This is a genomic window from Bradyrhizobium genosp. L (genome assembly GCF_015624485.1).
In the GTDB taxonomy this organism is placed as follows: domain Bacteria; phylum Pseudomonadota; class Alphaproteobacteria; order Rhizobiales; family Xanthobacteraceae; genus Bradyrhizobium.
Map to the genome: position 1 here is coordinate 5,719,568 of NZ_CP061378.1, position 22,894 is coordinate 5,742,461.

22 protein-coding genes are annotated in these 22,894 nt (G+C 64.0%); 12 read left to right on the plus strand and 10 right to left on the minus strand.

Going from position 1 to position 22,894, the window contains the following annotated elements:
- Positions 1-106 precede the first annotated feature (106 nt).
- Positions 107-1,117 carry a polyprenyl synthetase family protein gene (locus IC762_RS27285; RefSeq protein ID WP_195785271.1) on the plus strand — a complete coding sequence of 337 codons (1,011 nt, stop codon included), beginning with the start codon at positions 107-109 and terminating at the stop codon, positions 1,115-1,117.
- A gap of 180 nt (positions 1,118-1,297) precedes the next feature.
- Positions 1,298-1,756, plus strand: coding sequence for a hypothetical protein (locus IC762_RS27290; RefSeq protein ID WP_195785272.1), 459 nt, complete (start codon positions 1,298-1,300; stop codon positions 1,754-1,756).
- 241 nt (positions 1,757-1,997) lie between these two features.
- On the opposite strand, the gene IC762_RS27295 is transcribed toward IC762_RS27290, so the two are convergent.
- Positions 1,998-2,837 carry an AraC family transcriptional regulator gene (locus IC762_RS27295; protein WP_195785273.1) on the minus strand — a complete coding sequence of 280 codons (840 nt, stop codon included), beginning with the start codon at positions 2,835-2,837 and terminating at the stop codon, positions 1,998-2,000.
- A 236-nt stretch (positions 2,838-3,073) separates the two neighbouring features.
- On the opposite strand from IC762_RS27295, the gene IC762_RS27300 reads away from it, so the two are divergent.
- Together IC762_RS27300 and IC762_RS27305 are read left to right on the plus strand one after the other, a co-directional pair.
- The gene (locus tag IC762_RS27300) at positions 3,074-4,306 is read left to right on the plus strand and encodes an ABC transporter substrate-binding protein (RefSeq protein WP_195785274.1); all 1,233 of its coding nucleotides are present in this window, start codon (positions 3,074-3,076) and stop codon (positions 4,304-4,306) included.
- Positions 4,307-4,445: 139 nt separating this feature from the next.
- Positions 4,446-5,549, plus strand: coding sequence for a mandelate racemase/muconate lactonizing enzyme family protein (locus IC762_RS27305; protein WP_195785275.1), 1,104 nt, complete (start codon positions 4,446-4,448; stop codon positions 5,547-5,549).
- Between the two features lie 104 nt (positions 5,550-5,653).
- Here the strand turns inward: IC762_RS27305 and IC762_RS27310 are convergent, their stop codons facing one another.
- The gene (locus tag IC762_RS27310; protein ID WP_246801701.1) at positions 5,654-6,001 is read right to left on the minus strand and encodes a hypothetical protein; all 348 of its coding nucleotides are present in this window, start codon (positions 5,999-6,001) and stop codon (positions 5,654-5,656) included.
- 235 nt (positions 6,002-6,236) lie between these two features.
- On the opposite strand from IC762_RS27310, the gene IC762_RS27315 reads away from it, so the two are divergent.
- A complete protein-coding gene (locus tag IC762_RS27315; RefSeq protein ID WP_195785277.1) occupies positions 6,237-6,473 on the plus strand; it encodes a hypothetical protein in 237 nt (78 codons plus the stop codon).
- A gap of 256 nt (positions 6,474-6,729) precedes the next feature.
- Here IC762_RS27315 and IC762_RS27320 read toward each other — a convergent pair whose 3' ends face one another.
- Positions 6,730-7,164, minus strand: a complete 435-nt coding sequence (locus tag IC762_RS27320; RefSeq protein WP_195785278.1) for a cupin domain-containing protein — start codon at positions 7,162-7,164, stop codon at positions 6,730-6,732.
- Between the two features lie 318 nt (positions 7,165-7,482).
- The gene (locus IC762_RS27325; RefSeq protein ID WP_195785279.1) at positions 7,483-8,139 is read right to left on the minus strand and encodes a glutathione S-transferase family protein; all 657 of its coding nucleotides are present in this window, start codon (positions 8,137-8,139) and stop codon (positions 7,483-7,485) included.
- Positions 8,140-8,286: 147 nt separating this feature from the next.
- On the opposite strand from IC762_RS27325, the gene IC762_RS27330 reads away from it, so the two are divergent.
- Entirely contained in the window at positions 8,287-9,510 is a 1,224-nt protein-coding gene (locus IC762_RS27330) for a polyhydroxyalkanoate depolymerase (protein ID WP_195790311.1), read from the plus strand.
- A 134-nt stretch (positions 9,511-9,644) separates the two neighbouring features.
- Entirely contained in the window at positions 9,645-10,436 is a 792-nt protein-coding gene (locus IC762_RS27335) for a substrate-binding domain-containing protein (RefSeq protein WP_195785280.1), read from the plus strand.
- A gap of 248 nt (positions 10,437-10,684) precedes the next feature.
- Here IC762_RS27335 and IC762_RS27340 read toward each other — a convergent pair whose 3' ends face one another.
- The 4 genes from IC762_RS27340 to IC762_RS27355 form a co-directional block, all read right to left on the minus strand.
- Complete coding sequence (locus IC762_RS27340) at positions 10,685-12,418, minus strand: bifunctional protein-serine/threonine kinase/phosphatase (RefSeq protein WP_195785281.1); 1,734 nt, start codon at positions 12,416-12,418, stop codon at positions 10,685-10,687.
- A 60-nt stretch (positions 12,419-12,478) separates the two neighbouring features.
- Positions 12,479-13,303 (minus strand): formate/nitrite transporter family protein, encoded by an 825-nt coding sequence (locus tag IC762_RS27345; protein WP_195785282.1) that lies wholly within the window; start codon positions 13,301-13,303, stop codon positions 12,479-12,481.
- A 430-nt stretch (positions 13,304-13,733) separates the two neighbouring features.
- Positions 13,734-14,480: a transporter substrate-binding domain-containing protein gene (locus IC762_RS27350; RefSeq protein WP_195785283.1), complete on the minus strand. Its 747-nt coding sequence runs from the start codon at positions 14,478-14,480 to the stop codon at positions 13,734-13,736.
- A gap of 183 nt (positions 14,481-14,663) precedes the next feature.
- On the minus strand, positions 14,664-15,845 hold the full coding sequence (locus IC762_RS27355; protein WP_195785284.1) for an MFS transporter: 1,182 nt from the start codon (positions 15,843-15,845) through the stop codon (positions 14,664-14,666).
- Between the two features lie 74 nt (positions 15,846-15,919).
- On the opposite strand from IC762_RS27355, the gene IC762_RS27360 reads away from it, so the two are divergent.
- Positions 15,920-16,720 carry an AraC family transcriptional regulator gene (locus IC762_RS27360; protein WP_195785285.1) on the plus strand — a complete coding sequence of 267 codons (801 nt, stop codon included), beginning with the start codon at positions 15,920-15,922 and terminating at the stop codon, positions 16,718-16,720.
- A gap of 198 nt (positions 16,721-16,918) precedes the next feature.
- On the plus strand, positions 16,919-18,283 hold the full coding sequence (locus IC762_RS27365) for a malonyl-CoA decarboxylase (protein ID WP_195785286.1): 1,365 nt from the start codon (positions 16,919-16,921) through the stop codon (positions 18,281-18,283).
- Positions 18,284-18,335: 52 nt separating this feature from the next.
- On the opposite strand, the gene IC762_RS27370 is transcribed toward IC762_RS27365, so the two are convergent.
- Positions 18,336-19,397, minus strand: a complete 1,062-nt coding sequence (locus tag IC762_RS27370; protein WP_195785287.1) for a hypothetical protein — start codon at positions 19,395-19,397, stop codon at positions 18,336-18,338.
- A 352-nt stretch (positions 19,398-19,749) separates the two neighbouring features.
- Here IC762_RS27370 and IC762_RS27375 point away from each other — a divergent pair, with 352 nt between their 5' ends.
- From IC762_RS27375 to IC762_RS27385, 3 genes are all read left to right on the plus strand, one after another.
- Positions 19,750-20,133: a hypothetical protein gene (locus tag IC762_RS27375; RefSeq protein WP_195785288.1), complete on the plus strand. Its 384-nt coding sequence runs from the start codon at positions 19,750-19,752 to the stop codon at positions 20,131-20,133.
- 309 nt (positions 20,134-20,442) lie between these two features.
- Complete coding sequence (locus IC762_RS27380; RefSeq protein ID WP_195785289.1) at positions 20,443-21,210, plus strand: outer membrane protein; 768 nt, start codon at positions 20,443-20,445, stop codon at positions 21,208-21,210.
- 45 nt (positions 21,211-21,255) lie between these two features.
- On the plus strand, positions 21,256-21,549 hold the full coding sequence (locus tag IC762_RS27385) for a hypothetical protein (protein WP_195785290.1): 294 nt from the start codon (positions 21,256-21,258) through the stop codon (positions 21,547-21,549).
- Between the two features lie 33 nt (positions 21,550-21,582).
- Here IC762_RS27385 and IC762_RS27390 read toward each other — a convergent pair whose 3' ends face one another.
- Entirely contained in the window at positions 21,583-22,752 is a 1,170-nt protein-coding gene (locus tag IC762_RS27390) for a mandelate racemase/muconate lactonizing enzyme family protein (protein WP_195785291.1), read from the minus strand.
- Between the last annotated feature and the right edge of the window lie 142 nt (positions 22,753-22,894).

Here is a 22,894-nt window from a genome sequence, read left to right on the forward strand (position 1 = left end):
GGCCGCTGCGACGGATGTCAACAACTTCGTGGTCTTGCCGCGTCGCGGCGCAGTTTCTATTGTTATAGCTGAGGATAGTGCCAATTCGACAAAAGTGGAGACCAGCGTGGCGGTTATTGTTCCCTTCGAAAGCCCGTCCAATGCGTCGATCGACGGGCTGGTGGGGCTTGTCGCCGCCGACATGGAGCGGGTCAACGCGACCATCATCTCGCGGACCGGCTCGGAGGTCACCATGATCCCCGAGGTCGCCAACCACCTGATCTCCTCCGGGGGCAAGCGGCTGCGACCGATGCTGACCCTGGCGATGGCCCAATTGGCCGACTATTCCGGCGACGGCCATATCAAGCTTGCCGCCGCGGTCGAGTTCATGCACACCGCGACCCTGTTGCACGACGACGTCGTCGACGAGAGCGAGCTGCGCCGCGGCAAGCTCTCGGCGCGGATGCTGTGGGGCAACGAGGCGAGCGTCCTGGTCGGCGACTTCCTGCTCGGCCAGGCGTTCCGGATGATGGTCGAGGTCGGCTCGCTGCGCGCGCTCGACATCCTGTCGGCGGCGGCCGCCACCATCGCCGAGGGCGAGGTGATGCAGCTTGCCGCGGCCAAGAACACCGCGACCACCGAGGACGAGTATCTCGCCGTCATCCGCGGCAAGACCGCCGAATTGTTCGCGGCAGCCTGCGAGGTCGGCCCCGTGATCGCCAACCGTCCCAAGGCCGAGCAGACCGCCTGCCGCTCGGTCGGCATGAATCTCGGCATCGCCTTCCAGCTGGTCGACGACGTGCTCGACTATGGCGGCAAGTCCGCCAAGCTCGGCAAGAATGTCGGTGACGATTTCCGCGAGGGCAAGATCACGCTCCCCGTGGTGCTCGCCTTCCGCCGCGGCAACGACACCGAGCGCAAATTCTGGATCCGCGCGCTGGAGCGCGGCGAGATCGGCGCGAGTGACCTCGACCATGCCATCGGCCTGATGACCAAGCACCGCGCCCTGGAAGACACCATCAGCCGCGCCCAGCACTACGGCGCCATGGCGGTCGACGCGCTGGCACTATTCCCATCGTCGCCGATGAAGACGGCGCTGGAAGAGGTGGTGGCGTTCTGTCTGGCAAGGTCGCATTAGCACAGGCGCAGCCCCTTAAACGGTGTCATCACCCGCGCATGCCGGTGATCCAGTATTCCAGAGACGCTTGGGTTGACAGGCTTTGGCGAGTTGCCCGTCGGGTTATTTTGTCGCACCCGCTGCGCCGCAGGCGTAAGCTGAGTTTTGTCCGCCCCATCGCCCGCGCCAACGGAGACTTCCGTGCCGATCCACCTCGAGAACGAGACGCTGTCGATCGCGCTTCCCGCCGGCTGGGTCGATCAATCGGACAATGACGTGCTCGATTTCGTCAATCCTTCGACCAACGAGGAGCTGACGATCGGCTTCGGACAGATCAAGCAATGCGCGGATGCTCGCCAATTGTCCGGCATCCTCTGGAGTCTCATCGAGAGCAAAGCGAAAGCGTTTGGCGAGATCTCCGCGGGACAGTTCACCGTGCTCGATGCCGTTCGACCAACGCGCAGCATACCCAGCAACGGTGAATTCTCCGGCCTCGACAGCAAGAACTCGATCTATGCAAGGGTCTCCGTGACCGGAAATCTCAGCCAATTCATCAGCGTCAGCTACTATCTCCATCGCTGCAACGCGACCTCGGCGGAGACCGGCGCGAGGGCGCGCGCCGCGATCGGCATGTGCCGGATCAAGGGCCTGGCCGCGTGATCTATCGAGCACGACGTGGATGGTGGGCACGGCGCAAGCCCGCCTTTGCCCACCCTTGGCGCCGTCGTCCCGGCGAAAGCCGGGACTCATAACCACAGGATGAGCTAATTGAAAAAGGCTGTGGCCCCAGCGTCGGGCAACAACGAACTTCGGTGGTTATGGGTCCCGGCCTTCGCCGGGACGACATCGGGTTTGTGGCACTGACTGTTGCGAATGACGCCGCGCTCTGCCCGCGGCGCACCTACTCCCGCACCGGCACCCAGATCTCCAGCCCGCCATTGCCGGTCGCTCCATCGAAGCTCTCGTCATAGCGCTCGAAGTTCGGCGCGTCGGCGACCTTCATGCCTGATTGCGGCAGCCAGCGATTCCAGATCGTGTTGACGGTGCGGCGGATGGTCGAGATGTGGTCGGCGTGCTTGAACACGAGGTACTTCTGCTCGGGGATGCGGACGCGGGCGAATTCGCGCGGCAGGTCGGAGAAATCGGTGACCTCGACGCCGGCGACGTAATCGAAATTGCCGGCGTCGTCACCGTTGCAGCAGACGCCGTAGGAGACCTTGCCGACGCGGCGGGGAATATTGGCGCATTGCACGTGGAAGCCCTGCCACTGGTTTGGAATCCCGGCGGTGCTGCCATTGGCGTGGTTGTAGCGTTCACCGATGCCGGCGACGAGGAAGGCCTTGGCCACGGCGGTGCGCGGCGGATCGATGTGATCGAGGGCGGTCGAGATCATGGTGATCGGCTCCTGCAGCTTGAGCGCCTTGAGGCAATTGGTTGCGCGCACCGCCTCTGGCGTGATGCCGAAATGGTCGCGGAAGGCGCGGGTGAATGCTTCGTGGGAGCCGTAATCCGCATCCAGCGCCAGCGTCAGGATGTCGGGCGCGCCGGCCGCGAGTTCGCGCGCGGCTTCGCTGAGCCGGCGTGCCCGCACATAACGCATCACCGAGAACCCGGTCGCCTCCGCGAAGGCGCGCACCAGATGGAAGCGCGAGACGCCGGCGACGCCGGAGATCTCGTCCAGCGTCAGCGGCGCGCCGAGATGGCTTTCGATGTACCAGAGCGCTTTCTGGGCCGGATTCATGGACGGCGGTTTCCTCTCACGAAGCGGGGGCACCATGCACGGATGCTGCGCGCGGCGTTTGACCGGCGTTGCTGCCTGACTGTGAAACGCGGGTTCCGCTGCGCGGAAATTTAGCCGAAAGGCGTTGCTGGTAACATGGTCCCAATCGTGCATACTCGCTGACGCATCGATCCGACGGCTCACCAAGCTGCCTGAAAAATCAAGACGGCATGAGCCGCGGCCAGTCAGGGAGGACCATGATGCATCACCGACACTTGAACCAAGCCATCTCCGCGGCACTTGCGGGATTGCTGACGATCGCCGTCGCCGGCGTCGCCAACGCACAGAAGAAATACGATCCGGGCGCGACCGACACCGAGATCAAGATCGGCAACATCATGCCCTACTCCGGCCCGGCGTCGGCCTATGCCACGATCGGCAAGACCGAGGCGGCCTATTTCAACAAGATCAACAGCGAAGGCGGCATCAACGGCCGCAAGATCAACTTCATCTCCTACGACGACGGCTACTCGCCGCCGAAGATGGTCGAGCAGGCCCGCAAGCTGGTCGAAAGCGACGAGGTGCTGTTGATCTTCAATCCGCTGGGCACGCCGGGCAACAGCGCGATCCAGAAATACATGAACGCCAAGAAGGTCCCGCAGCTGTTCGTCTCCACGGGCGCCGCCAAGTGGAACGACCCGAAGAACTTTCCGTGGACCATGGGCTGGCAGCCGAGCTACCAGGTCGAAGCGCGCATCTATGCCAAATACATCCTGCAGAATTATCCCGGCAAGACCATCGGCGTGCTCTACCAGAACGACGATTTCGGCAAGGACTATCTGATCGGCCTGCACGACGGGCTGGGCGACCAGGCCAAGAAGCTGATCGTGATCGAATCCTCCTACGAGACCTCGTCGCCGACGGTGGATTCGCAGATCGTGCAGATCAAGGGCGCCAATCCCGACATCTTCGTCAACATCGCAACGCCGAAATTCGCGGCACAGGCGATCAAGAAGGTCGCCGAGCTCGACTGGCATCCGGTGCAGTTCGTCACCAACGTCTCGGTCTCGATCGGCGGCGTGATGAAGCCGGCCGGCTATGAAGCCGACCAGGGCGTGCTGTCCACGCAGTATCTGAAGGATCCCGCGGATGCCGAGTGGAAGACCGATCCGTCGATGAACGAGTGGCGCGCCTTCATGACGAAATGGTACCCCGAGGGCGACCAGAACGATGCCTCGACCGTGTTCGGCTACGGCGTCGCCCAGGGGCTGGTGCAGGTGCTCAAGCAATGCGGTGACAACCTGACCCGCGAGAACGTGATGAAGCAGGCCGCCAGCCTGGACTTCCAGATCGGAATCTATCTGCCAGGCACCAAGATCAAGACCGGACCTGACGATTATGCGCCGATCGAGCAATTGCAGATGATGCGGTTCAAGGGCGAGAGCTGGGAGCGGTTCGGGCCAGTGATGAGCGGCGAGAAGAGCTCGTAGGCGCTTCGCTGCATCGTTTGGGAATTCGTCATGCCCGGGCTTTGCCCGGGCATCCACGTCTTCGACACGATTCAAAAGCAGGATATCGGGGTCGGGGCATGGCGACGCCCGGCCTCTGCGAGCGGGAGGAACAACAACAATGAAAATCACCGACGTCCGCGCCCACCACATCCGCATCCCCTATGACGCAGGCCCTGCGAGCTTCCGCCAGGGCGCCGCCGCGATCTCGGCGCTCGACATGGTGATCGTCGAGGTCACGACCGATGCCGGCCTCACCGGCTGGGGCGATGCCTTTGCCTACGTCTGCCCGAAGACGAGCTGCACGGCGGTGGCCGAGATGATCGCGCCGCAGGCGCGCGGCCTCGAGGTGCCCGATGCCGCCGGCATTCCCGCCGTGATGGAGCAGATCCAGCGCAATCTGCATCTGTTCGGCCGCTACGGCATCACGATGTTCGCGATCTCGGCGCTCGACATCGCGCTGTGGGACCTCGCCGGCAAGGCGAAAGGCGCCCCGCTGCATCAATTGATCGGCGGCGCCAAGCGCACGACGATCCCGGCCTACGCCAGCCTGTTGCGGATCGGCACGCCGCAGCACATCGCGGCCGAATGCAAGAAGGCGATCAAGCTTGGCTATGCCGCCATCAAGCTGCACGAGACGACGGTGCCGGCGGTCGACGCCGCACGCCAGGCGATCGGCCCCGGTGTGCCGCTGATGGTCGACATGAACTGCCCGCTCGACGGGCCGTCGGCTATTCAATTCGCCCGCGACTGCAAGGCGTCCGCGCCGATGTTCCTGGAGGAGCCGGTCTGGCCGCCGGAGGATTTTGCGACGCTCGCCGCGGTGCGCAGGGAAGGCCGGCTCGACGTCGCGGCCGGCGAGAACGCCTGCACCGTGCATCAATTCCGCCAGATGATGGCGGCCAGCGCGGTCAGCCACGCCCAGCCGTCGGTGATCAAGGTCGGCGGCGTCACCGAGTTCTTGAAGGTCGCGGTGCTCGCCGACGAGTTCGGCGTCCAGGTGATTCCGCACTCGCCCTATTTCGGGCCGGGCTTCCTCGCCACGCTGCATCTGATGGCGGTGCGCGATGCCGGCCTGATCGAGGTGTTCTTCATGACCCGCCCCGCCTGCCTCTGGGGCGGCCGCATCGACGTCGACGCCAACGGCCATGTCGCCGTGCCGCAAGGCGCAGGGCTCGGCTACGAGCCGGATCGTGACGTGATGGAGACATATCGGGTGGCGTGAGGCATTCGTCATGCCCGGCCTTGTGCCGGGCATCCACGTCTTCGCTTACGCAGCAAGATAGACGTGGATGGCCGGGACAAGCCCGGCCATGACGGACGAAGTACCTACTTCGCCCCTTCCTTCGCTGCCGGCGCTGCATCCTTCGCCGCGGGCGCGTCGGCCTTCTTCTTCAGATCGTCCGCGATCTTGCCCTGCGCGGCCTGCAGATCCGCGACCAGCTTCTGCAAACTTGCGAGCGAACTCTTCAAGCTGTCGATCTGGCGATTTGCGGCGTCGAGCTTCTGCTGATGATCCGCCGTCAGCCGGTTGATCGTCTTCTGCAGGAAGTCGACATTGCTCTGCAGGCAGCTGGTGCGCCGCTCCATGGTTTTCTCGACGGTGCAGATTTCGATGCCGGGAACATCCTGCGCATGCGCGCGTCCGACGCCAGCGAGTGCAAGCGGCACGAGCATGGCGACAGCAGCACGAGCGATCATCGTTACCCTCACGTCGGTCATCTCCCGGTCAGAAACCATCTTTCACAGCTTTGTGCTTGCGATGCACAAAGCAAGGCAGACATACCATACTGAAACCGCATTCAAGCTGTGTGCTTCACCCATTACGGGAACTTCTCGTGGGGACGGGGGTCTTCGGAACTTGTTTGGTTCGACCCTGTTGGCTCGACCTTGGGCAGTGGAGACAGATCACATGGCAACGCGCGATAAACGGCTGGCACAATTCGATGGCAATGGCGAACCTGCGCCGGAGCTGCGCGTGGAAGTGCTTTGTGAGGATCACAGCGGAACGTACCAGCTGCCGTTCGCCTGCCGCTTCGTCGACGGCCAGTGGCGCAACGACACCACCGGCGGCGCGCTCGAGGCCAATGTCATCGCCTGGCGCATGCCGCGCGACAAGGCCGAAAGGCAGCCGGGCATGATGCTATAACGGCCGCGCGCTGTTTCAAAACGCGACGCGACCAAGGCATCTGGCGAGGCATCTGGAATGCAGTCTTAAGATCCGGAACGCGGACGGAACGAACCGCGTCCGAATCACTGATTGAGAGTCGTACTCCGTTGTTCACGGCTAGATGTGGCCATCAGTCCGAGACAGCGCACCACATACAGAAGCATGACGATCGGCCGCAGCCAGCGGCCGACGACAAAGGTTAATTCCTCCGCAGACGACATCGCGCGTTCCTCCATCACTTCCACGGCGTCGGCGGCGGCACCTTGTCGACCCCCGGCTCGACGTCGACGGTCTTGAAGTCGGCGGGGCTGACGATTTCGAGGTATTCCATGTCCTCGGAATAATCGAACAGATAGTGGGTGATGCCGGGGCGCTGATGCACGACGTCGCCGGCCTGCACCAGCGTCTCCTTGTCCTCGTACATGAAGCGCGCCCAGCCCTTGGTCATGATCACGATCTGGAATTCGCAGAGATGCTTGTGCCAGCCGGTGCCTTCTTCGGGCGGCAGGTCGGGATTGGCCTTGACCAGATGGCAGATCACCTGGCCGTTGGTGGCGTCGGCGATGCCGAGATCGCGATACAGGAAGAAGTCGCGCAGACCTCCGCCCTTGAACTCGGTGTCACCGGGTTTGACATGGGAGAATTTGCCGACGACGGCGTGTTGATTCATCTGTAGCCTCCACGGTTCTCGTATCAGCGAGATCGCGGCGCGGCTCAGCGTCCAAATTTTCGGCAGCGTCGCATCGTCGCGGTCACAGCTCGCTCGTTGCTATGCGAAATCCTTGCCAGCCGGCTTGCGCGCGCTGCGGCCTGTCCGACGCGATCGTTACCGAAGGCGGAAGCACTTGCAGCAAAGCGTGAATCTGCACTTTCCCCCGTGGCGCGGTTTCCCGCCATGGTGGCAAGGCCATGCGCCGGCCGCACGTCCGTTGAGCAAAGCCTGCCCCGGGCTTGAGCCGGCGAGCCGCCAGGCCGGACGGCGCACTGCCTAATATTCGACCTCGAGCTCCTCGACGTCGGCGGGCTCGGCCTTCGCGGCCTCGATCCATTCCGCCATCTCGGGCATCGCCATGATGGTTGTGGCATAGGCCGCAAGCTTTGGCTCGAGCTTCACGTCATAGGTCATGAAGCGGGTGACGACGGGTGCGTACATCGCATCCGCCATGGTGCGGCGTTCGCCGAACAGGAACGGCCCGCCGGAGGCGGCGAGGCAATCGCGCCAGATGGTGCAGACGCGGTCGATGTCAGCCTGCGCGCGCGACCAGATCTTGAAGCCGGGGAAATGCCCCTTGAGGTTGACCGGGAGCGACGCCCGCAGCGTGGTGAAGCCGGAATGGATTTCGCCGCAGATCGAGCGGCAATGCGCGCGCTGCACCCGATCCTCCGGCAACAGGCCGGCCTGCGGCATGATCTCGTTGAGGTACTCGCCAATCGCCAGCGTGTCCCAGACGGTCGCGCCCTCATGGCGCAGGCAGGGCACCAGGATCGAGGACGACAGCAGCAGCAGCTCGGCGCGCGTCGAGGGATCGTCCGGCGCCGCCACGATCTCCTCGAACGCGAGGCCTGCGAATTTCGCCAGCAGCCAGCCGCGCAGCGACCAGGACGAGTAGTTCTTGCTGCTGATCGTGAGTGTCGTTGTCGCCATGCCCATTCCTCACGCCTGAACGCCGCCCGACGCCTAAAGCCCGGGTGCCCGTCATTCCTGCTGGCAAGCCACGTGCCAATTTGCCGGGCAACCGGCCCTGCTCTGGCGTCGATATTGCATGGCAAGCCGGGCCAGGGGCGGATGCGTATGATGTCGATGATGTACCAAGCCTATCAGAACCACATGGACCTCACGGCGCCATGGCGGACTGGGGCTGCGGCGGCGCTGAAATACCTCAACCTGGTACCGCGGGGTGCCTCGGATCGAACCTTCGGCCGGCTCGCCGCCGCGCTGGAGCTGATCTCCCGCTCCAGCCTGACCTATGCGAGGCCCGCTTACGGCATCGGCAGCGTCAAGGTCGGCAACCGGGAGCTGGAGGTGACCGAGGAGGTCGCCTACGCGACGCCGTTCGGCTCGCTGTTGCATTTCAGGAAAGTCGACGGGCCGGAGCAGCCGCGGCTGCTGCTGGTGGCGCCGATGTCCGGCCATTTTGCCACGCTGTTGCGCGGCACCGTGACGACGCTGCTGCAGGACCACGACGTCTACATCACCGACTGGCACAATCCGCGCGACATCCCGCGCGACGAGGGCCGCTTCGGGCTGGAGGACTACACCGATCATCTGATCGACTTCCTCGCCCAGCTCGGCCCGCGCGCGCATATGGTCGCGATCTGCCAGCCCTCGGTGTCGGCGCTGGCGGCAGCCGCTGTCATGTCGGAGGACAACCATCCGGCGCGGCCTGCGTCGCTGACGCTGATGGCCGGGCCGATCGACACGCGGATCCTGCCGACCAAGGTCAACCAGTTCGCCAAGAGCAAGCCGATCAAATGGTTCGAGGATAATCTGATCAACTACGTGCCGATGCAGTGCAAGGGCGCGCTGCGCCAGGTCTATCCCGGCTTCGTGCAGCTCACCGCCTTCGTCTCGATGAATCTCGAGCGCCACATCAAGCAGCACATGGACCTCGCCAATCATCTCGCCAAGGGCGAGACCGAGAAGGCCGCGGTGATCAAGACCTTCTACGACGAATATTTCGCGGTGATGGACCTGCCGGCGGAATTCTACATCGAGACGGTGCGCGACGTGTTTCAGGAGCACCTGCTGCCGCAAGGCAAACTGATGCATCGCGGCCGCCCGGTGAACCCGGCCGCGATCAAGCGGATGGGGCTGATGACGGTGGAGGGCGAGAAGGACGACATCTGCTCGATCGGCCAGACGCTCTCGGCGCAGGACCTCTGCGCCGGCGTGCGGCCCTATCGCAAGGTGCACCACATGCAGGCCGGCGTCGGCCATTACGGCGTGTTCTCCGGCAAACGCTGGAACAACGAGATCTATCCGCTGCTGCGCGATTTCGTGCATGTGAATTCGTGAGGGGCCCGCGGTCTCTCGCCATCCTTGCCACTTCATAGCCCGTCCTCGATGGACGGCTAGCCACGCCTCCCCCCAAGCAGTAGTGTCCCCGCCACGACGACCCACGCCTAAGAATCGTCCCGGGAGAAACCTCCATGCGTCCCCTCGCCTTCCGCACCCTTGCGTTCGCCTCCATCAGCGCTCTCTTCCTGACGTCGGCCGCGTCCGCCGCCGAGGTCCACGTCATGATCTCGGGTGGGCTGACCGCGGCCTACAAGGCGCTGGTGCCGGTGTTTGAGCAAAAGACCGGCAACAAGGTCGTCACCGCCTTCGGGCCGTCGATGGGCACCACCACCAACGCGATCCCGGTGCGGCTGGAGCGCGGCGAGCCGGCCGACGTGCTGATCATGGTCGGCTATGCGCTCGGCGACCTGATCAAGCAGCGCAAGGTCAAGGACGACAGCCGCGTCGATCTCGTCAAGTCGCCGATCGGCGTCGCGGTCAAATCGGGCGCGCCGAAGCCGGACCTCAGTTCGGCCGACACCGTCAAGCAAGCGCTGCTGGCGGCGAAGACGATCGCCTATTCCGACAGTGCCAGCGGCGTCTACGTCTCGACCGAGATGTTCTCCAAGCTCGGCATATCAGATGCGATGAAGGGCAAGGCGCGGCAGATTCCGGCGACGCCGGTCGGCGAGATCGTGGCCAAGGGTGAGGCCGAGCTCGGCTTCCAGCAGATCTCCGAGCTCAAGCCGGTCTCAGGCATCGACATCGTCGGCCCGCTGCCGGAGTCGTTGCAGAAGATCACGGTGTTCTCCGCCGGCATCGCGACTGTGTCGAAAGAGCCGGAAGCGGGCAAGGCGCTGATCAGTTTCCTGGCCTCGCCGGAGGCGCACGACGCGCTGGTCAAGAGCGGGCTGGACCCGATTCCCGCCGGCGCGACGCATTAGCTGTGTCGCCACTCGCTCCCCGTCATTTTGAGGAGCGAGCAGCACCAAGCATTCCGAGTCGTCCCGGCGAAGGCCGGGACCCATAACCACCGATGGTCATTGTTGCGCGTCGGTTGAACGACGAGTCCGGCCCGCAATATCCGCCGCGGAGTATGGGTCCCGGCCTTCGCCGGGACGACAGCGGAGTATGTGGCGCCGCTCGCAACTCAGCGAACGGCGCATCACAGGAAAAGCGTCACCTTTTCATCCTACCGAACATGATGCGCCCCATACGCCAGCAGCAGGATCACGACCAGCGCCAGCGACAGCGTCATCGATTTCCAGAACAGCACCGGGTTGCGCTCGATCAGCGGGGTCGATGACGTTGCCAAGTACCTTGCGTTCGGATTGCGCAGGTCGAACAGGAACTCCGAAAAACTGTCGTAGCGTTTCAGCGGGTTCGGATGCACGGCGCGCTCCAGCGCGCCGTCGACCCAGCTCGGGATGTCGCGGCCGCGGTGCGTCGCCGGGCTGTAGACCAGCCTGTTGAAGTCCGACCGCGTTCTTGCCCGCGCGATTGCGGCGCCATAGGGCAGCCGGCCCGTCAGCATCTGGTAGGTGACGATTCCGAGCGAGAACAGGTCGGAGCGCGGCGAGCCGCCCTCGCCCAGAAAATATTCCGGCGCGCTGTATTGCTGGGTGCCGAGGATTTCGTCACCACCCCGCGCCGCCTCCGCCACGCCCGAAATGCGCGTCGCGCCGAAATCGATGATCTTCACCGTCCCGGTGCGATCGATCATGATGTTGTCGGGCCTGACGTCCTGATGCAGCATCTCCTTGCGGTGGAAGGCGCGCAGCCCCTTGGCGATCTGCTCGGCGATGTCGCGCACCGTCTCCAGCGCGGGGTTCGGGTGATCGATCATCCACTGCGTCAGCGTCTGGCCGTCGATATATTCGGTCGCGACGTAGAGGAAATTGCGCCGGCGCGGCGGCAGCCAGGGTCGCAGCACGTGCGGTGAGTCGATCCGCCGCGCCACCCATTCCTCCATCATGAAGCGCTTCAGATAGGCGCTGTCGTCGCGCAGATCGATCGAGGGGATCTTGATGGTGACGGTGGTGCCAGTCTCCTCGTCGACGGCGAGATAGATATGGCTGCGGTGCGATGCGTGCAGCTCGCGCACGATGCGATAGCCGTCGAACCGCATCCGCGCATCGAGCAGCGGTGGCAGCGGCAATTCCGCGGGCTGGCCGAACACCTCGCTGGCGTCGCCGTCCGGCAGTTCGTCGATCCGGACGATCTGCGCGGTGAGATTGTCCGGGCTGCCGCGCTCGAACGCCTCTTCGACGATCGTCTTTGCCGCGGCATCGAGCTCGGCGGCACTGTCCTGAACCATCCTGGCGAGCTGCCGTACCGGGACGTGCTCGTAGATCCCGTCGGTCACCAGCAGGAAGATGTCGCCGCGCTCGAGCCGAAGGTTCTGGTAGTCGATCTCGAGCTGCGGGTTCACGCCGAGCGCGCGGCCGAGATAGCTCTGCTCGGACGAGATCACGACGCGATGATCGTTGGTCAGTTGCTCGAGGCTGTTGCCGGAAACGCGGTAGATCCTGCTGTCGCCGACGTGAAACAGATGCGCCGTGGTCGACTTGATCACCAGGGCGCTCAGCGTGCAGACATAGCCCTTGTCCCTGTCATAGGGGTTCTGGCTGCGCCTTGTCTGCGCATGCAGCCAGGAATTGGTCGCCTCCAGCACCCGCTGCGCCGAGGTCTTCACCGACCAGGAATCTGAGGTGCAGTAATAGTCGGTGAGGAAGCTCTTGACCGCGGATTCGGACGCGATGTGTCCGACGCTGCTCGACGAGATGCCGTCGGCGAGCACCACGGCGATGCCCTTCAGGCCGAGCAACGGCTCCTCGGGGATCAGCACGCCGTGGAAATCCTGATTGGTGTCCTTGCGGCCCTTATCAGAGAATTGCCCGACCGATATTTTCAGCGCGCGCGGCATCGCCTAAGTCAAATCAAATGGGTCTCTCCGTGACAGGAGAGACCCATTTGCCCGTCAGGATCAAGCCGCGAGACGGTCGCGGTCGCGGCTCGGCGCCGTCTTCACATGGGTCGTGTAGAGCGTGAGCCCGGTGAAGGCGAGACCGCCGGCGAGGTTGCCGAGCACGGTCGGAATCTCGTTCCAGATCAGATAGTCCATGATCGAGAACTTGGCATGGAGCATCAGGCCGGACGGGAACAGGAACATGTTCACCACGGAATGCTCGAACACCATGTAGAAGAACACCAGGATCGGCATCCACATCGCGATCACCTTGCCCGGCACCGTGGTCGAGATCATGGCGCCGACGACGCCGGTCGAGACCATCCAGTTGCAGAGCATGCCGCGGATGAACAGCGTCGCCATGCCGGCGGCGCCATGCGCGGCGTAGCCGAGCGTGCGGCTCTCGCCGATATTGCCGATGGTCATGCCGACCTTATCGGGATCCTGGGTGAAGCCGAAGGTGGTGACGAAGGCCATCATGAAGGCCACGGTGAGCGCGCCACCGAAATTGCCGACGAAGACGAGGCCCCAGTTGCGCAGCACGCCGCCGAGCGTGACGCCGGGGCGCTTGTCGAGCAGCGCGAGCGGCGACAGCACGAACACGCCGGTCAACAGATCGAAGCCGAGCAGATAGAGCATGACGAAGCCGACCGGGAACAATAGCGCGCCGACGATCGGCTGCCCGGTGTTGACGTTGATCGTCACGGCGAACCAGGCTGCCAGCGCGAGGATCGCGCCGGCCATGTAGGCGCGGATCACGGTGTCGCGCGTCGACATGAAGATCTTGGCTTCGCCGGCGTCGACCATCTTGGTGACGAATTCGGACGGTGCGAGATAGGCCATTCGTAAAGTCCCCTTGCGCAATTGGCTCGCGCCGGCCGCCTTGCGAGAGCGACGCGTGCTGGTTGAAATGCGCGTCCGTCCGGGGAGATGGGGGTCCCGACGATTGCTCGAGGCGCCCAAGCGCCCGGATCCCCTCGCCTTGGCCGGCATTGGCTTCGGCGTCCGGAGGACGGCAGTCGTCGTTGACCGATGCCTGTAAAAGCAATGGACATGCCAACCGGGCCGTCGCCGGCGCCGATCCAGAAAGTCTTCTAAGTACAACGGCTTAATAAACACATGGGGAGACGCAGCAAGGCGATGGCGTCAATTTATGCAGCATGCACAGATGTCGCCCACGGCAGTGCTCGGCTGCAGCGCTCGGGCCTTCCGCAAACATCCGGTGTCGTCCTGGCGGAAGCCAGGACGACGGGGATAGGTTGATACGCGCGCCCTACTTCGCTCCGGTCCGCACCGGCGTGTCCTTCAGGCCGTTACTGTCATAGGCCTTGCGCAGCGTGCCATTGGCGATCGCCTCGTTCATGAACCTGGTGGCGAAGGCCGCGGCGAGCGGATGGTCGAGCGGCACCGCGACGGCGGTGACGGTCTGCTTGAAGGTCTCGTCCAGCACGCGGGTGCCCGGAATCTTCTTCGCCATCGCATTGAGCTGGTCGCGCGACAGGGCGAAGGCGTCGATCCCGCCGCTCTTCAGGAGATCGGCGATCTCGTCATAGGTCTGATAGCCCGTGACCTTGGCATGCTTGAGATGGGCGATCGCGCCGCGCATCGTCGTGGTGTTGTTGACGGCGGCGACCTTGACGCCGTCCTGATCCAGATCGGCGAAATTCCTGATCGTCGAACCCGGCTTGACGATGTAGGTGGCGTCGGCGACCTCGTAGATCGGACCGAAGGTCATCTTGGTTTCGCGCTCGGGATCCTTGGGCAGGAAGGTGACATCCCAGGTGCCCTTCGCCGCGGCGTCGGTGATCTGGCCGGAGTTCTGGTGCACGACATACTCGACGGGCACGCCGAGCTGCGCCGCCATCTCGCGGCCGAGATCGACGGGAACGCCGGCATAGCCGCTCTCCGTCTTGGTCGACCAGAACGCGCCGCCGGCCGGGCTGATCGCGATCGCGACCCGGAGCTTGCCGGTCGGCGCGATCTGATCCTTTAGCGCATCTGCATTGGCTGAAGAGGCCATCGTCATCACTCCCAAAACGAGGCCAGCCAGACGCAGCAATCGAAAAGACATCGGACCTCCTCCGCGCCGGGTTCGGCCCGGCCGTTGCTTGATCCGAGTCTTCTAGCTGACGGGGGCGCGAGCGTACAGCGACCAACCCTCGCATTTGCGAAGGGCTGGCCGGCGGGAGCGATGCCTGCGGCCTTACTCCGCCGCCTGCGTGGCGGGCGTCCGGATCTCGCGCGGCAGGATGATTGCGGCCACGATCGCAAGCAGGCACAGCGCGGCAAAGGCGCGCAGCATCATGGCAAAGCCGCCCTGGTCATAGAGCCAGGCCACCAGGCCCACGGAGGCGCCGGCCGCGGTGAAGCCGACGAAGTAGCGCACCGAATAGGCGCGCGAGCGCCATTCCTCGGTGGTGTATTTGCCGACCATGGCATCGTTGACCGTGACCTGGCCGAACGCGCCCATCACGATACCGATCGAGACCAGGATCAGCGGCAGGTTGGACAGGCTCGCCGCGAGATAGAGAAACGGCGCCAGCATGAACGACAGCGGCAGCGCCACCGTCTTGAGCGAATGCCGGTCGAGCAGCTTGCCGATCGTGTACTGCGTCATCGCGCCGAACACATAGACGGCGGCCGCGATCACGCCGAGCAGGGCCGGGCTCTTGGTCAGGTCGGCGAGCCGTTCGGCGAACAGCTTTGGCAGTGCCACCGTCACCGCGTTGAAGGTGGTCGAGATCGCGATCACCACGATCAGCAGCGACAGCACCACGCGCCACATGTCCTGCTTGGCGACGCGTGCCTGCGCGGCCGCCTGCTTGGAGCCCTTGCGATCCTCATGCACCACCGTCATCGCGAAGGCGATGCCGATCAGCACGGTGACGGTGCCGGGCACGATGAAGGCCCAGCGCCAGCCGAGATACTGCCCGATCACCCCGGAGACCAGCGCCGAGGAGGCGACGCCGAGATTGCCCCAGACGCCGTTGATGCCCATCTGGGCGCCGAGCTTTTCGGCATAGGACACGATCATCGCGGTGCCGACCGGATGGTAGATCGAGGCGAAGATGCCGATTGCGAGCAGCGCGGCACCGAGCTGCCATGGCGTCTGAACGAAGCCGACCGAGATCATCGCAAGCCCGATGCCGACGAAGAAGATCACCATCATGTGGCGGCGGCTCCAGCGGTCACCGAGCCAACCGGTGATCAGCGAGCCGGCGCCGAAGGCGATGAAGCCCGGTGTCGCATACGGCAAAAGTTCCGAATAGGCCATGCCGAGCGCCGGCCCCATGATGATCACGGCGGCGGCGAAAATCAGCATCGCATAATGGTCGATGAAATGCGCGGCGTTGACGAAGCTGATGACACGGCTAGGACTGTTCATGGACACGGCTCTCAGGCGAATCTTCAATGGCACCGAAATAGGTTATAGGTGCTTGTCTTGACGGGATGTCGCCAATGACTATCGCTAACCCGCCAATCAGAGCCCTCTACGAGCAGCGCCGCATCACCGGCGACGGCGTGCATCTGGTCGCGCGCACCTATGAAAAGGGCGTCCGGCTCGATCCGCACATGCATCGCGAGGCGCAGCTGGTCTACGCCACCAGGGGCACCATGCAGGTGACCACGCCGAAGGGGCGCTGGCTGGTGCCGCCGGACCGCGCGGTGTGGGTGCCTGCCCTGTTCGGCCATGCGATCGACGTGCTCGCCGACATCGAGATGCGGACGCTGTATTTCGAGCAGGCCTGGCTCGCGCGCGAGGAGCGCAGCGACAGTCTCGCCAACGAGTTCGTGGTGCGGGTCTCGCCGCTGCTGCACCAGGCGATCCTTGCGCTGTTCGACAAATCGAGCAGCGATGAACGGATCGAACTCCTGATCAGGCTGGTGATGCTGGAGCTGCACCGCGCCGAGGACCCCGCGACCTTCATACCGCTGCCGCAGGAGCCGCGCTGCCGCCGTGCCGCCGACATCGTGCTGGCAGATCCAACCCGCGACTACGAGATCGAGACGCTGGCGCGCACGGTCGGCACTTCGGCGCGGACCCTGTCGCGGCTATTCTCGGTGGAGACGCAATTGTCGTTCAAGAGCTGGTGCCAGCGCGCCCGCATCGCAGCCGCGATCGAGCGGCTCTCGACGGACGTCAATGTCTCGGTCAAGCAAATCGCATCCGACCTCGGTTATGCCAGCGTGCCGGCTTTTTCCCATGCCTTCCGCCAGGTCACCGGCAAGACGCCGACGGAATTTGCGGAGAAGACGTAAGTGACGCTCGTCATACACTGACATTCGTCATTCGCGGGCTTGGGGAAGCGACGCCATCCTACGGACGGCTATGCCCAGACATGACGCGTATACCGTTATCAAGCTGCGCCATATTTCCGCACGATCCATGCGTTTGATTCAGGTGCTCCCGACCTTAAATCCGGTGTAAGGTTCGGCTTCACTGGATACGTCCCGCCCATGGCCAACGCCTTTTTCTCTGATCTGCTCTCGACGATTTCCGAACGCGGCCGCACCCTGTTGCGTCGCGCCGGCCCGGCCGACGACATGCAGGACGCCTCCGAGCTGGTGGAATTGTGCGAAGCGCTGCTGTCGGGCCGCGGCGAGGCCTCCGGCACCGCGATGGCGCGCGAGGTCCTTGACCGCTACCACCATCTCGATGCCGCCGGCCGCCTCACCTTCTTCCAGAGCCTCGCCCGCGATTTCGGGCCTGATCACGGCAGGCTGATGCAGGCGATCGACAATTGGCGCGCCAAAATGAACGACAAGGCCAATGGCGACGACGCCAGCGATCTGCATTTTGCCTCCGAGCCGCGGCGGCAGGAATTGATCCGCCGGCTCAACCGCGCACCTGGCGGCACCGGTGAGCTGGTCTCGATGCGAACCGATCTGCTTTCACTGACGAAGGGCAACAAGGACCTCGCCGCGCTCGATCGCGACGTGGTGCATCTGCTCTCGTCCTGGTTCAACAGGGGATTCCTCGTGCTGCGCAGGATAGACTGGTCGTCGCCGGCGAACATTCTGGAGAAGATCATCCGCTATGAGGCGGTGCACGAGATCCGCGACTGGGACGACCTGCGCCGCCGCATCGATCCGGTCGACCGCCGCTGCTACGCCTTCTTCCATCCCGCGCTGCCCGACGAGCCGCTGATCTTCGTCGAGGTCGCGCTGACCGAAGCCATCCCCGGCGCGATCGCGCCGCTGCTCGCCGAGGAACGTGAGCCGGTCCCGGTCGAGCGCGCCCGCACCGCCGTGTTCTACTCGATCTCCAACACCCAGCGCGGGCTCGGCGGCATCTCCTTCGGCAGCTTCCTGATCAAGCAGGTCGCCGAGGAGTTGCGCCGCGAACTGCCGAAGCTCGACAATTTCGTGACGCTGTCGCCGGTGCCCGGCTTCACGCAGTGGGTCAAGCAAGCCGATGACGTGCCGCTCACCGAGGACGAGCGCCAGCTGCTGGAGAGCCTCGACATATCAGGCTGGCCTGACAATGCCGAGCTCGAAGCCCAGCTGCGCGTCGTGCTGGAGCCGCTCGCGGCCTATTACTTCCTCAAGGCCCGTACACCGAAGGGGCGGCTGATCGATTCCGTCGCGCGCTTCCATCTCGGCAACGGCGCGCGGTTGGAACGCATCAACTGGCTCGGCGACCTCTCGCCCAAGGGCCTGCGCGAATCCGCCGGAATCATGGTCAACTATCTCTATCGCCTCGACGACATCGAGAAGAACCACGAGGCCTACGCCAACAATGGCGAGGTGATCGCCTCCAGCGCGGTGAAGAAGCTCCTGAAGGGCGAAGGCCGGCGGCTGCTGGACATGCGGCTGGGGTAAGGCCCCGCTCTCCACGTCATTGCGAGGAGCTCGCAATGACGTGGATAAAATATCACGTCGACGCCGACCGCCCCCGCAGCAGCGCCGCGGGGAGATGCGTCGCAAGCCAGCCTGCGATCGCGCGCTCGTTGCGATGGTAGAGCAGGCCGGCGGCGATCACGGCAATTCCGATCAGGGACAGCGCGAACGGAAACAGCAGCGTATCCTTGAACACGACATCGGCGAGATGTCCGAGATAGAGGCAGATGCCGAACGCGCCGAACACCGCATAGGCGCGCCGCATCAGGATCACGGCCAACGCGAGCAGGCCGGCATTGAACAGGCAATACAGCGCCCGCCCGAACTCAGTCGCGCTGCTGGATGCCGTGATGCCACCCCAGAACGCCATCAGCCCGAACAGATGCAGCCAGAACGCAAAGTCGCCGCTGCGGCTGCGGTAGTCCACCGTCCAGGCCGCCGCCAGGACGAGCAGCCCAAACCAGACCGAGACCCGGCGCCGCGTCTCAAAGTCGGCGTAAGCCGTGCCGCTGAACCACGGTGCCAGGTCCATCGACATGAACCACAGCGCGACCGCGATGATCGCGACGATGAAGGCAAAGCGGTAATAGCGCAGCGCAACGACACCGGCGGCGACGGTTGCGATCTCCATGAACAACCAGCTGCCTTTGATCCAGATGTAGAAGTCCTGCACCGTGCCGGGCTTGCCGAACTGGCCCCACCAGCCAAGCTCATCCTGGATGCCGTAGACCGCGAGCGGCGCCATCGACACCGCGATCGCGATCAGGAGGCCGCCCGGAACGCGCAGATGCTTGCGGTGCCAGAGATGGTGGCCTGCCACGGTGAAGGCGGCCGCATAGGCGAGCGCGGTGAGCGCGAGCGCGCGGCCGCCCATCTGCGTGAAGGCCAGGGTCGAGAACAGGCCCATGGCGCCGATCACGATCAAGGCGCCGGCGTACCAGAGCAGATACGCCACATCGAATTTCGCCGGCCGCGCGCCGTCCAACTGGCCCTGCGGCCGGTCGCTCGCCAGGAAGCCGAGCAGCCGCTCCAGATCGGCCGGGCTGATCACCCCGGCATCGGCCGCAAGCCGCAGATCTCGCACTGAATAGTCCATCCGATTGCTCCCGCGTGGCGGTTGGTGCCGCTCCCGGGTCAAGCGGGAGCGGCATGGCTTCGGATCATGAGTATATTCAAACTTGAGCGATGTTCAATATTATTTTGAGCAATGCTCACACGATTCCGTGAGACGACCCGCACGAGGAGTCGCGCGGCTACCTCCAGGAGCATGAAGCGTCAGCCGCGCGACGGGCTGATTTCTGTTTCTTCTTGTTGCTGAAAATCAGACGGAAAGAATTCGTGGCCCTCCGCGGTCGCAATGTTGCGAGATGTGACACGACACGGATCGCCACGCTGCGAGGTTGCCAAACGTTCACTTGCCGATTTCAGAACAAGCGGGAGAGTGATCGATGGCTCGGGGCCAATGCAGGCAAGACAGGATGTCAATGCTTCAGAACTTTGGCGTGGCGCGCTCCGCGCGATTGCCGGCGAGCGGCAATCCCAGCCCCCGCACGATGAAAGCCGGCCTTGATGACGATCTGAAGCAACGCTTGTCCAGGCTGCTGCGTATCTGCATCGGCCTAATGCGAAGATGGGATTGGACCGGCCGCTTGCTGTCGCGCGACTCCGAGATCGGCGACTATCGGCGGCTGGAGCGCATCTGCCGGCAGCTCGCCGCGCAAGCCACGATGCCGGAGCAGCACACCGCGATGCTGATCATGGCGCGGCGCTATCGCGCGGCCGCCAGAGCTCTCGCGCGCGGCCATCGATTCGCGATCGCAAAAGCGCTTTAGCTCGACGTCGGCTTCGACGCACATCCGGCGCTGACGATCACATCATCGTGCGCGATCTCCGACGTCATCGATTGCTCAGCAATCTCGCGCCTATCGCCGTCGAGAAAATGCCGTCGATGAGTCTCTTTTCACGCGCTCTCTGACACGAACCTTGCGTGCGTGTTTCGCCGATCAATGCGGAAACCTGCGATGCGCGTTCGCTTACAAATCGACATTCATCGAGCTTGCGACAATTTCACGATACACGCGCGCGATTTTCCTTATGGTCCTCGGCGGGGTTGGTCGTGACATCGCATGGGGACTCTCATCATGAAAAGAATTCTGCTTGGCGTCGCTGGCTTCGCAGCAATCGCCACACCGGCCTTCGCGGCCGATCTCGCGCCGCGCACATATGTGCCGACGAAGGCGCCGCCGCTGGTTTCGCCGGCCTATGACTGGAGCGGCTTCTACGTCGGCATCAACGGCGGCGGCGGATGGAGCCGGGATTGCTGGAACAACACCGCCCTATTCGGCACGGCCGTGAGCCCGAGCGTCGGCGAAGGTTGCGGCAGCAATTCGGGCGGCACGGTCGGCGGCCAGGTCGGCTATCGCTGGCAATCCGCGTCGTGGGTGTTCGGCGTCGAGGCGCAGGGCAACTGGGCCGACATCTCCGGATCGAACCAGAGCCTGGTGTTTGCCAACGTCACCAACCAGAGCAAGATGGACGCCTTCGGACTGTTCACCGGCCAGATCGGCTATGCCTGGAACAACGTGCTGCTCTACGTGAAGGGCGGCGCCGCCGTCACCGACAATCAATATTCCGGCTGGTCGAACGTGTCAGGCATCCAGCTCAGCTCGGCCAACGATACGCGCTGGGGCGGCACCGTCGGTGTCGGCCTCGAATACGGCTTTGCGCCGAACTGGTCGGTGGCCGTCGAATACGACCACCTGTTCATGGGGAGCGAGAACAACACCTTCATCGGCGTTGCGCCCGCCAATCTCGGCGTCAACACGCGCAACGAAGACATCAGCCAGGACGTCGACCTCGTTACCGCGCGGCTCAACTACCGCTTCGGCTATGGCAGCAGCAGGTACTGATCCACAGAACGCGATGGTGAAAGGTCAATCAGAGTGAATCTGAAAATGGTGCGTCAAGCGATCCTCGTCCTCTTTGCCGCGGCTGCGCTCGGGATGCTTGCTCCCGACGCCGCCTCGGCGCGCGGCGGCTACGGCGGCGGATTCCACGGTGGATTTGGCCGCGGCGGCTTCTATCGCGGATATGGCTGGGGCTACGGACCGGGCTTCTACTACGGACCCGGCTATACCTACGGCTATCCGTACTACGGTTATCCGGCCTATGGCGGCTGCTACCGTGTCCGGCAGCGCGTGCATACAACGCGCGGCTGGCACTATCGCATCGTGCGGGTCTGCGACTGATTGCAGGGCGCGCAGTGACGACAACTGCGCCCTTTACTCCGCCAGCGCTTTCATCTCCTTGTAGAGATCTGACTTGCCCTCGAAGCCGATGCCCGGAAGATCGGGCATCGTGATGTGGCCAGCCTCGACGCGCACGCCGTCGGGGAAGCCGCCATAGGGCTGGAACAGGTCGGGATAGCTCTCATTGCCGCCGAGGCCTAAGCCGGCGGCGATGTTGAGCGACATCTGGTGGCCGCCATGCGGAATGCAGCGGCTCGGCGACCAGCCATGGGTCTTCAGCACGGCAAGCGTGCGCAGATATTCGCACAGCCCGTAGGACAGCGCGCAGTCGAATTGCAGCCAGTCGCGGTCCGGGCGCATGCCGCCATAGCGGATCAGATTCCTCGCGTCCTGGTGGCTGAACAGGTTTTCGCCGGTCGCCATCGGACCGGGATAGAATTCGGCGAGCGCGGCCTGCAGCGCATAGTCGAGGGGATCGCCGGCCTCCTCGTACCAGAACAGCGGATAGTCCCGCAGCATCCTGGCGTAGGCGATCGCGGTCTCCAGGTCGAAACGGCCGTTGGCGTCGACCGCGAGCTGCGCGCCGCTGCCGATCTCGTTGAGCACCGCTTCGATACGCGCGCGATCCTCGGCAATCGGGGCGCCGCCGATCTTCATCTTCACGACATTGTAGCCGCGGTCGAGATAGCCGCGCATCTCCTTGCGCAGCGCGGAGAGATCCTTGCCGGGATAGTAGTAGCCGCCGGCAGCGTAGACGAAGACGCGCGGATTGGCCGACACGCCATGGCGCTCCGCAAGCAAACGAAACAGCGGCTTGCCTGCGATCTTCGCCACCGCATCCCACACCGCCATGTCGATGGTGCCGACCGCGACCGAGCGCTCGCCATGGCCGCCCGGCTTCTCGTTCGACATCAAGGTCGACCAGACCTTGTCGGGGTCGAGATTATCGCCGCTGGCGTCGAGCAGCGACGCCGGATCGGCCTCCTTCAGCCGCGGCGCGAAGCGCTCGCGGATCAGGCCGCCCTGCCCGTAACGGCCGTTGGAATTGAAGCCGTAGCCGACCACCCGCCTGCCGTCGCGCACCACGTCGGTGACCACGGCGACCAGGCTCGATGTCATCTTGCTGAAATCGATATAGGCGTTGCGGATCGGCGAGGAGATCGGTTTTGTCACTTCGCGGACGTCGACGATGCGGACGGACATGGGGGTTGCTTTCTATGTTGGTTTTTCGGCTACCTCCACACCGTCATTGCGAGCGAAGCGAAGCAATCCATTTCACGGCATAACGGATAGATGGATTGCTTCGTCGCTTCGCTCCTCGCAATGACGGAGGATGGACGACGGC

Coding starts and splice junctions, on each gene's coding strand:
- IC762_RS27345 (WP_195785282.1), bottom strand. CDS start 13,303: ATGGCCTATCTCGCACCGTCCGAATTCGTCACCAAGATGGTCGACGCC.
- IC762_RS27330 (WP_195790311.1), top strand. CDS start 8,287: ATGATGTCGATGATGTACCAAGCCTATCAGAACCACATGGACCTCACG.
- IC762_RS27385 (WP_195785290.1), top strand. CDS start 21,256: ATGGTGCGTCAAGCGATCCTCGTCCTCTTTGCCGCGGCTGCGCTCGGG.
- IC762_RS27305 (WP_195785275.1), top strand. CDS start 4,446: ATGAAAATCACCGACGTCCGCGCCCACCACATCCGCATCCCCTATGAC.
- IC762_RS27350 (WP_195785283.1), bottom strand. CDS start 14,480: ATGGCCTCTTCAGCCAATGCAGATGCGCTAAAGGATCAGATCGCGCCG.
- IC762_RS27325 (WP_195785279.1), bottom strand. CDS start 8,139: ATGGCGACAACGACACTCACGATCAGCAGCAAGAACTACTCGTCCTGG.
- IC762_RS27340 (WP_195785281.1), bottom strand. CDS start 12,418: ATGCCGCGCGCGCTGAAAATATCGGTCGGGCAATTCTCTGATAAGGGC.
- IC762_RS27315 (WP_195785277.1), top strand. CDS start 6,237: ATGGCAACGCGCGATAAACGGCTGGCACAATTCGATGGCAATGGCGAA.
- IC762_RS27365 (WP_195785286.1), top strand. CDS start 16,919: ATGGCCAACGCCTTTTTCTCTGATCTGCTCTCGACGATTTCCGAACGC.
- IC762_RS27355 (WP_195785284.1), bottom strand. CDS start 15,845: ATGAACAGTCCTAGCCGTGTCATCAGCTTCGTCAACGCCGCGCATTTC.
- IC762_RS27295 (WP_195785273.1), bottom strand. CDS start 2,837: ATGAATCCGGCCCAGAAAGCGCTCTGGTACATCGAAAGCCATCTCGGC.
- IC762_RS27390 (WP_195785291.1), bottom strand. CDS start 22,752: ATGTCCGTCCGCATCGTCGACGTCCGCGAAGTGACAAAACCGATCTCC.
- IC762_RS27320 (WP_195785278.1), bottom strand. CDS start 7,164: ATGAATCAACACGCCGTCGTCGGCAAATTCTCCCATGTCAAACCCGGT.
- IC762_RS27370 (WP_195785287.1), bottom strand. CDS start 19,397: ATGGACTATTCAGTGCGAGATCTGCGGCTTGCGGCCGATGCCGGGGTG.
- IC762_RS27310 (WP_246801701.1), bottom strand. CDS start 6,001: ATGCTCGTGCCGCTTGCACTCGCTGGCGTCGGACGCGCGCATGCGCAG.
- IC762_RS27335 (WP_195785280.1), top strand. CDS start 9,645: ATGCGTCCCCTCGCCTTCCGCACCCTTGCGTTCGCCTCCATCAGCGCT.
- IC762_RS27375 (WP_195785288.1), top strand. CDS start 19,750: ATGGCTCGGGGCCAATGCAGGCAAGACAGGATGTCAATGCTTCAGAAC.
- IC762_RS27360 (WP_195785285.1), top strand. CDS start 15,920: ATGACTATCGCTAACCCGCCAATCAGAGCCCTCTACGAGCAGCGCCGC.
- IC762_RS27300 (WP_195785274.1), top strand. CDS start 3,074: ATGATGCATCACCGACACTTGAACCAAGCCATCTCCGCGGCACTTGCG.
- IC762_RS27380 (WP_195785289.1), top strand. CDS start 20,443: ATGAAAAGAATTCTGCTTGGCGTCGCTGGCTTCGCAGCAATCGCCACA.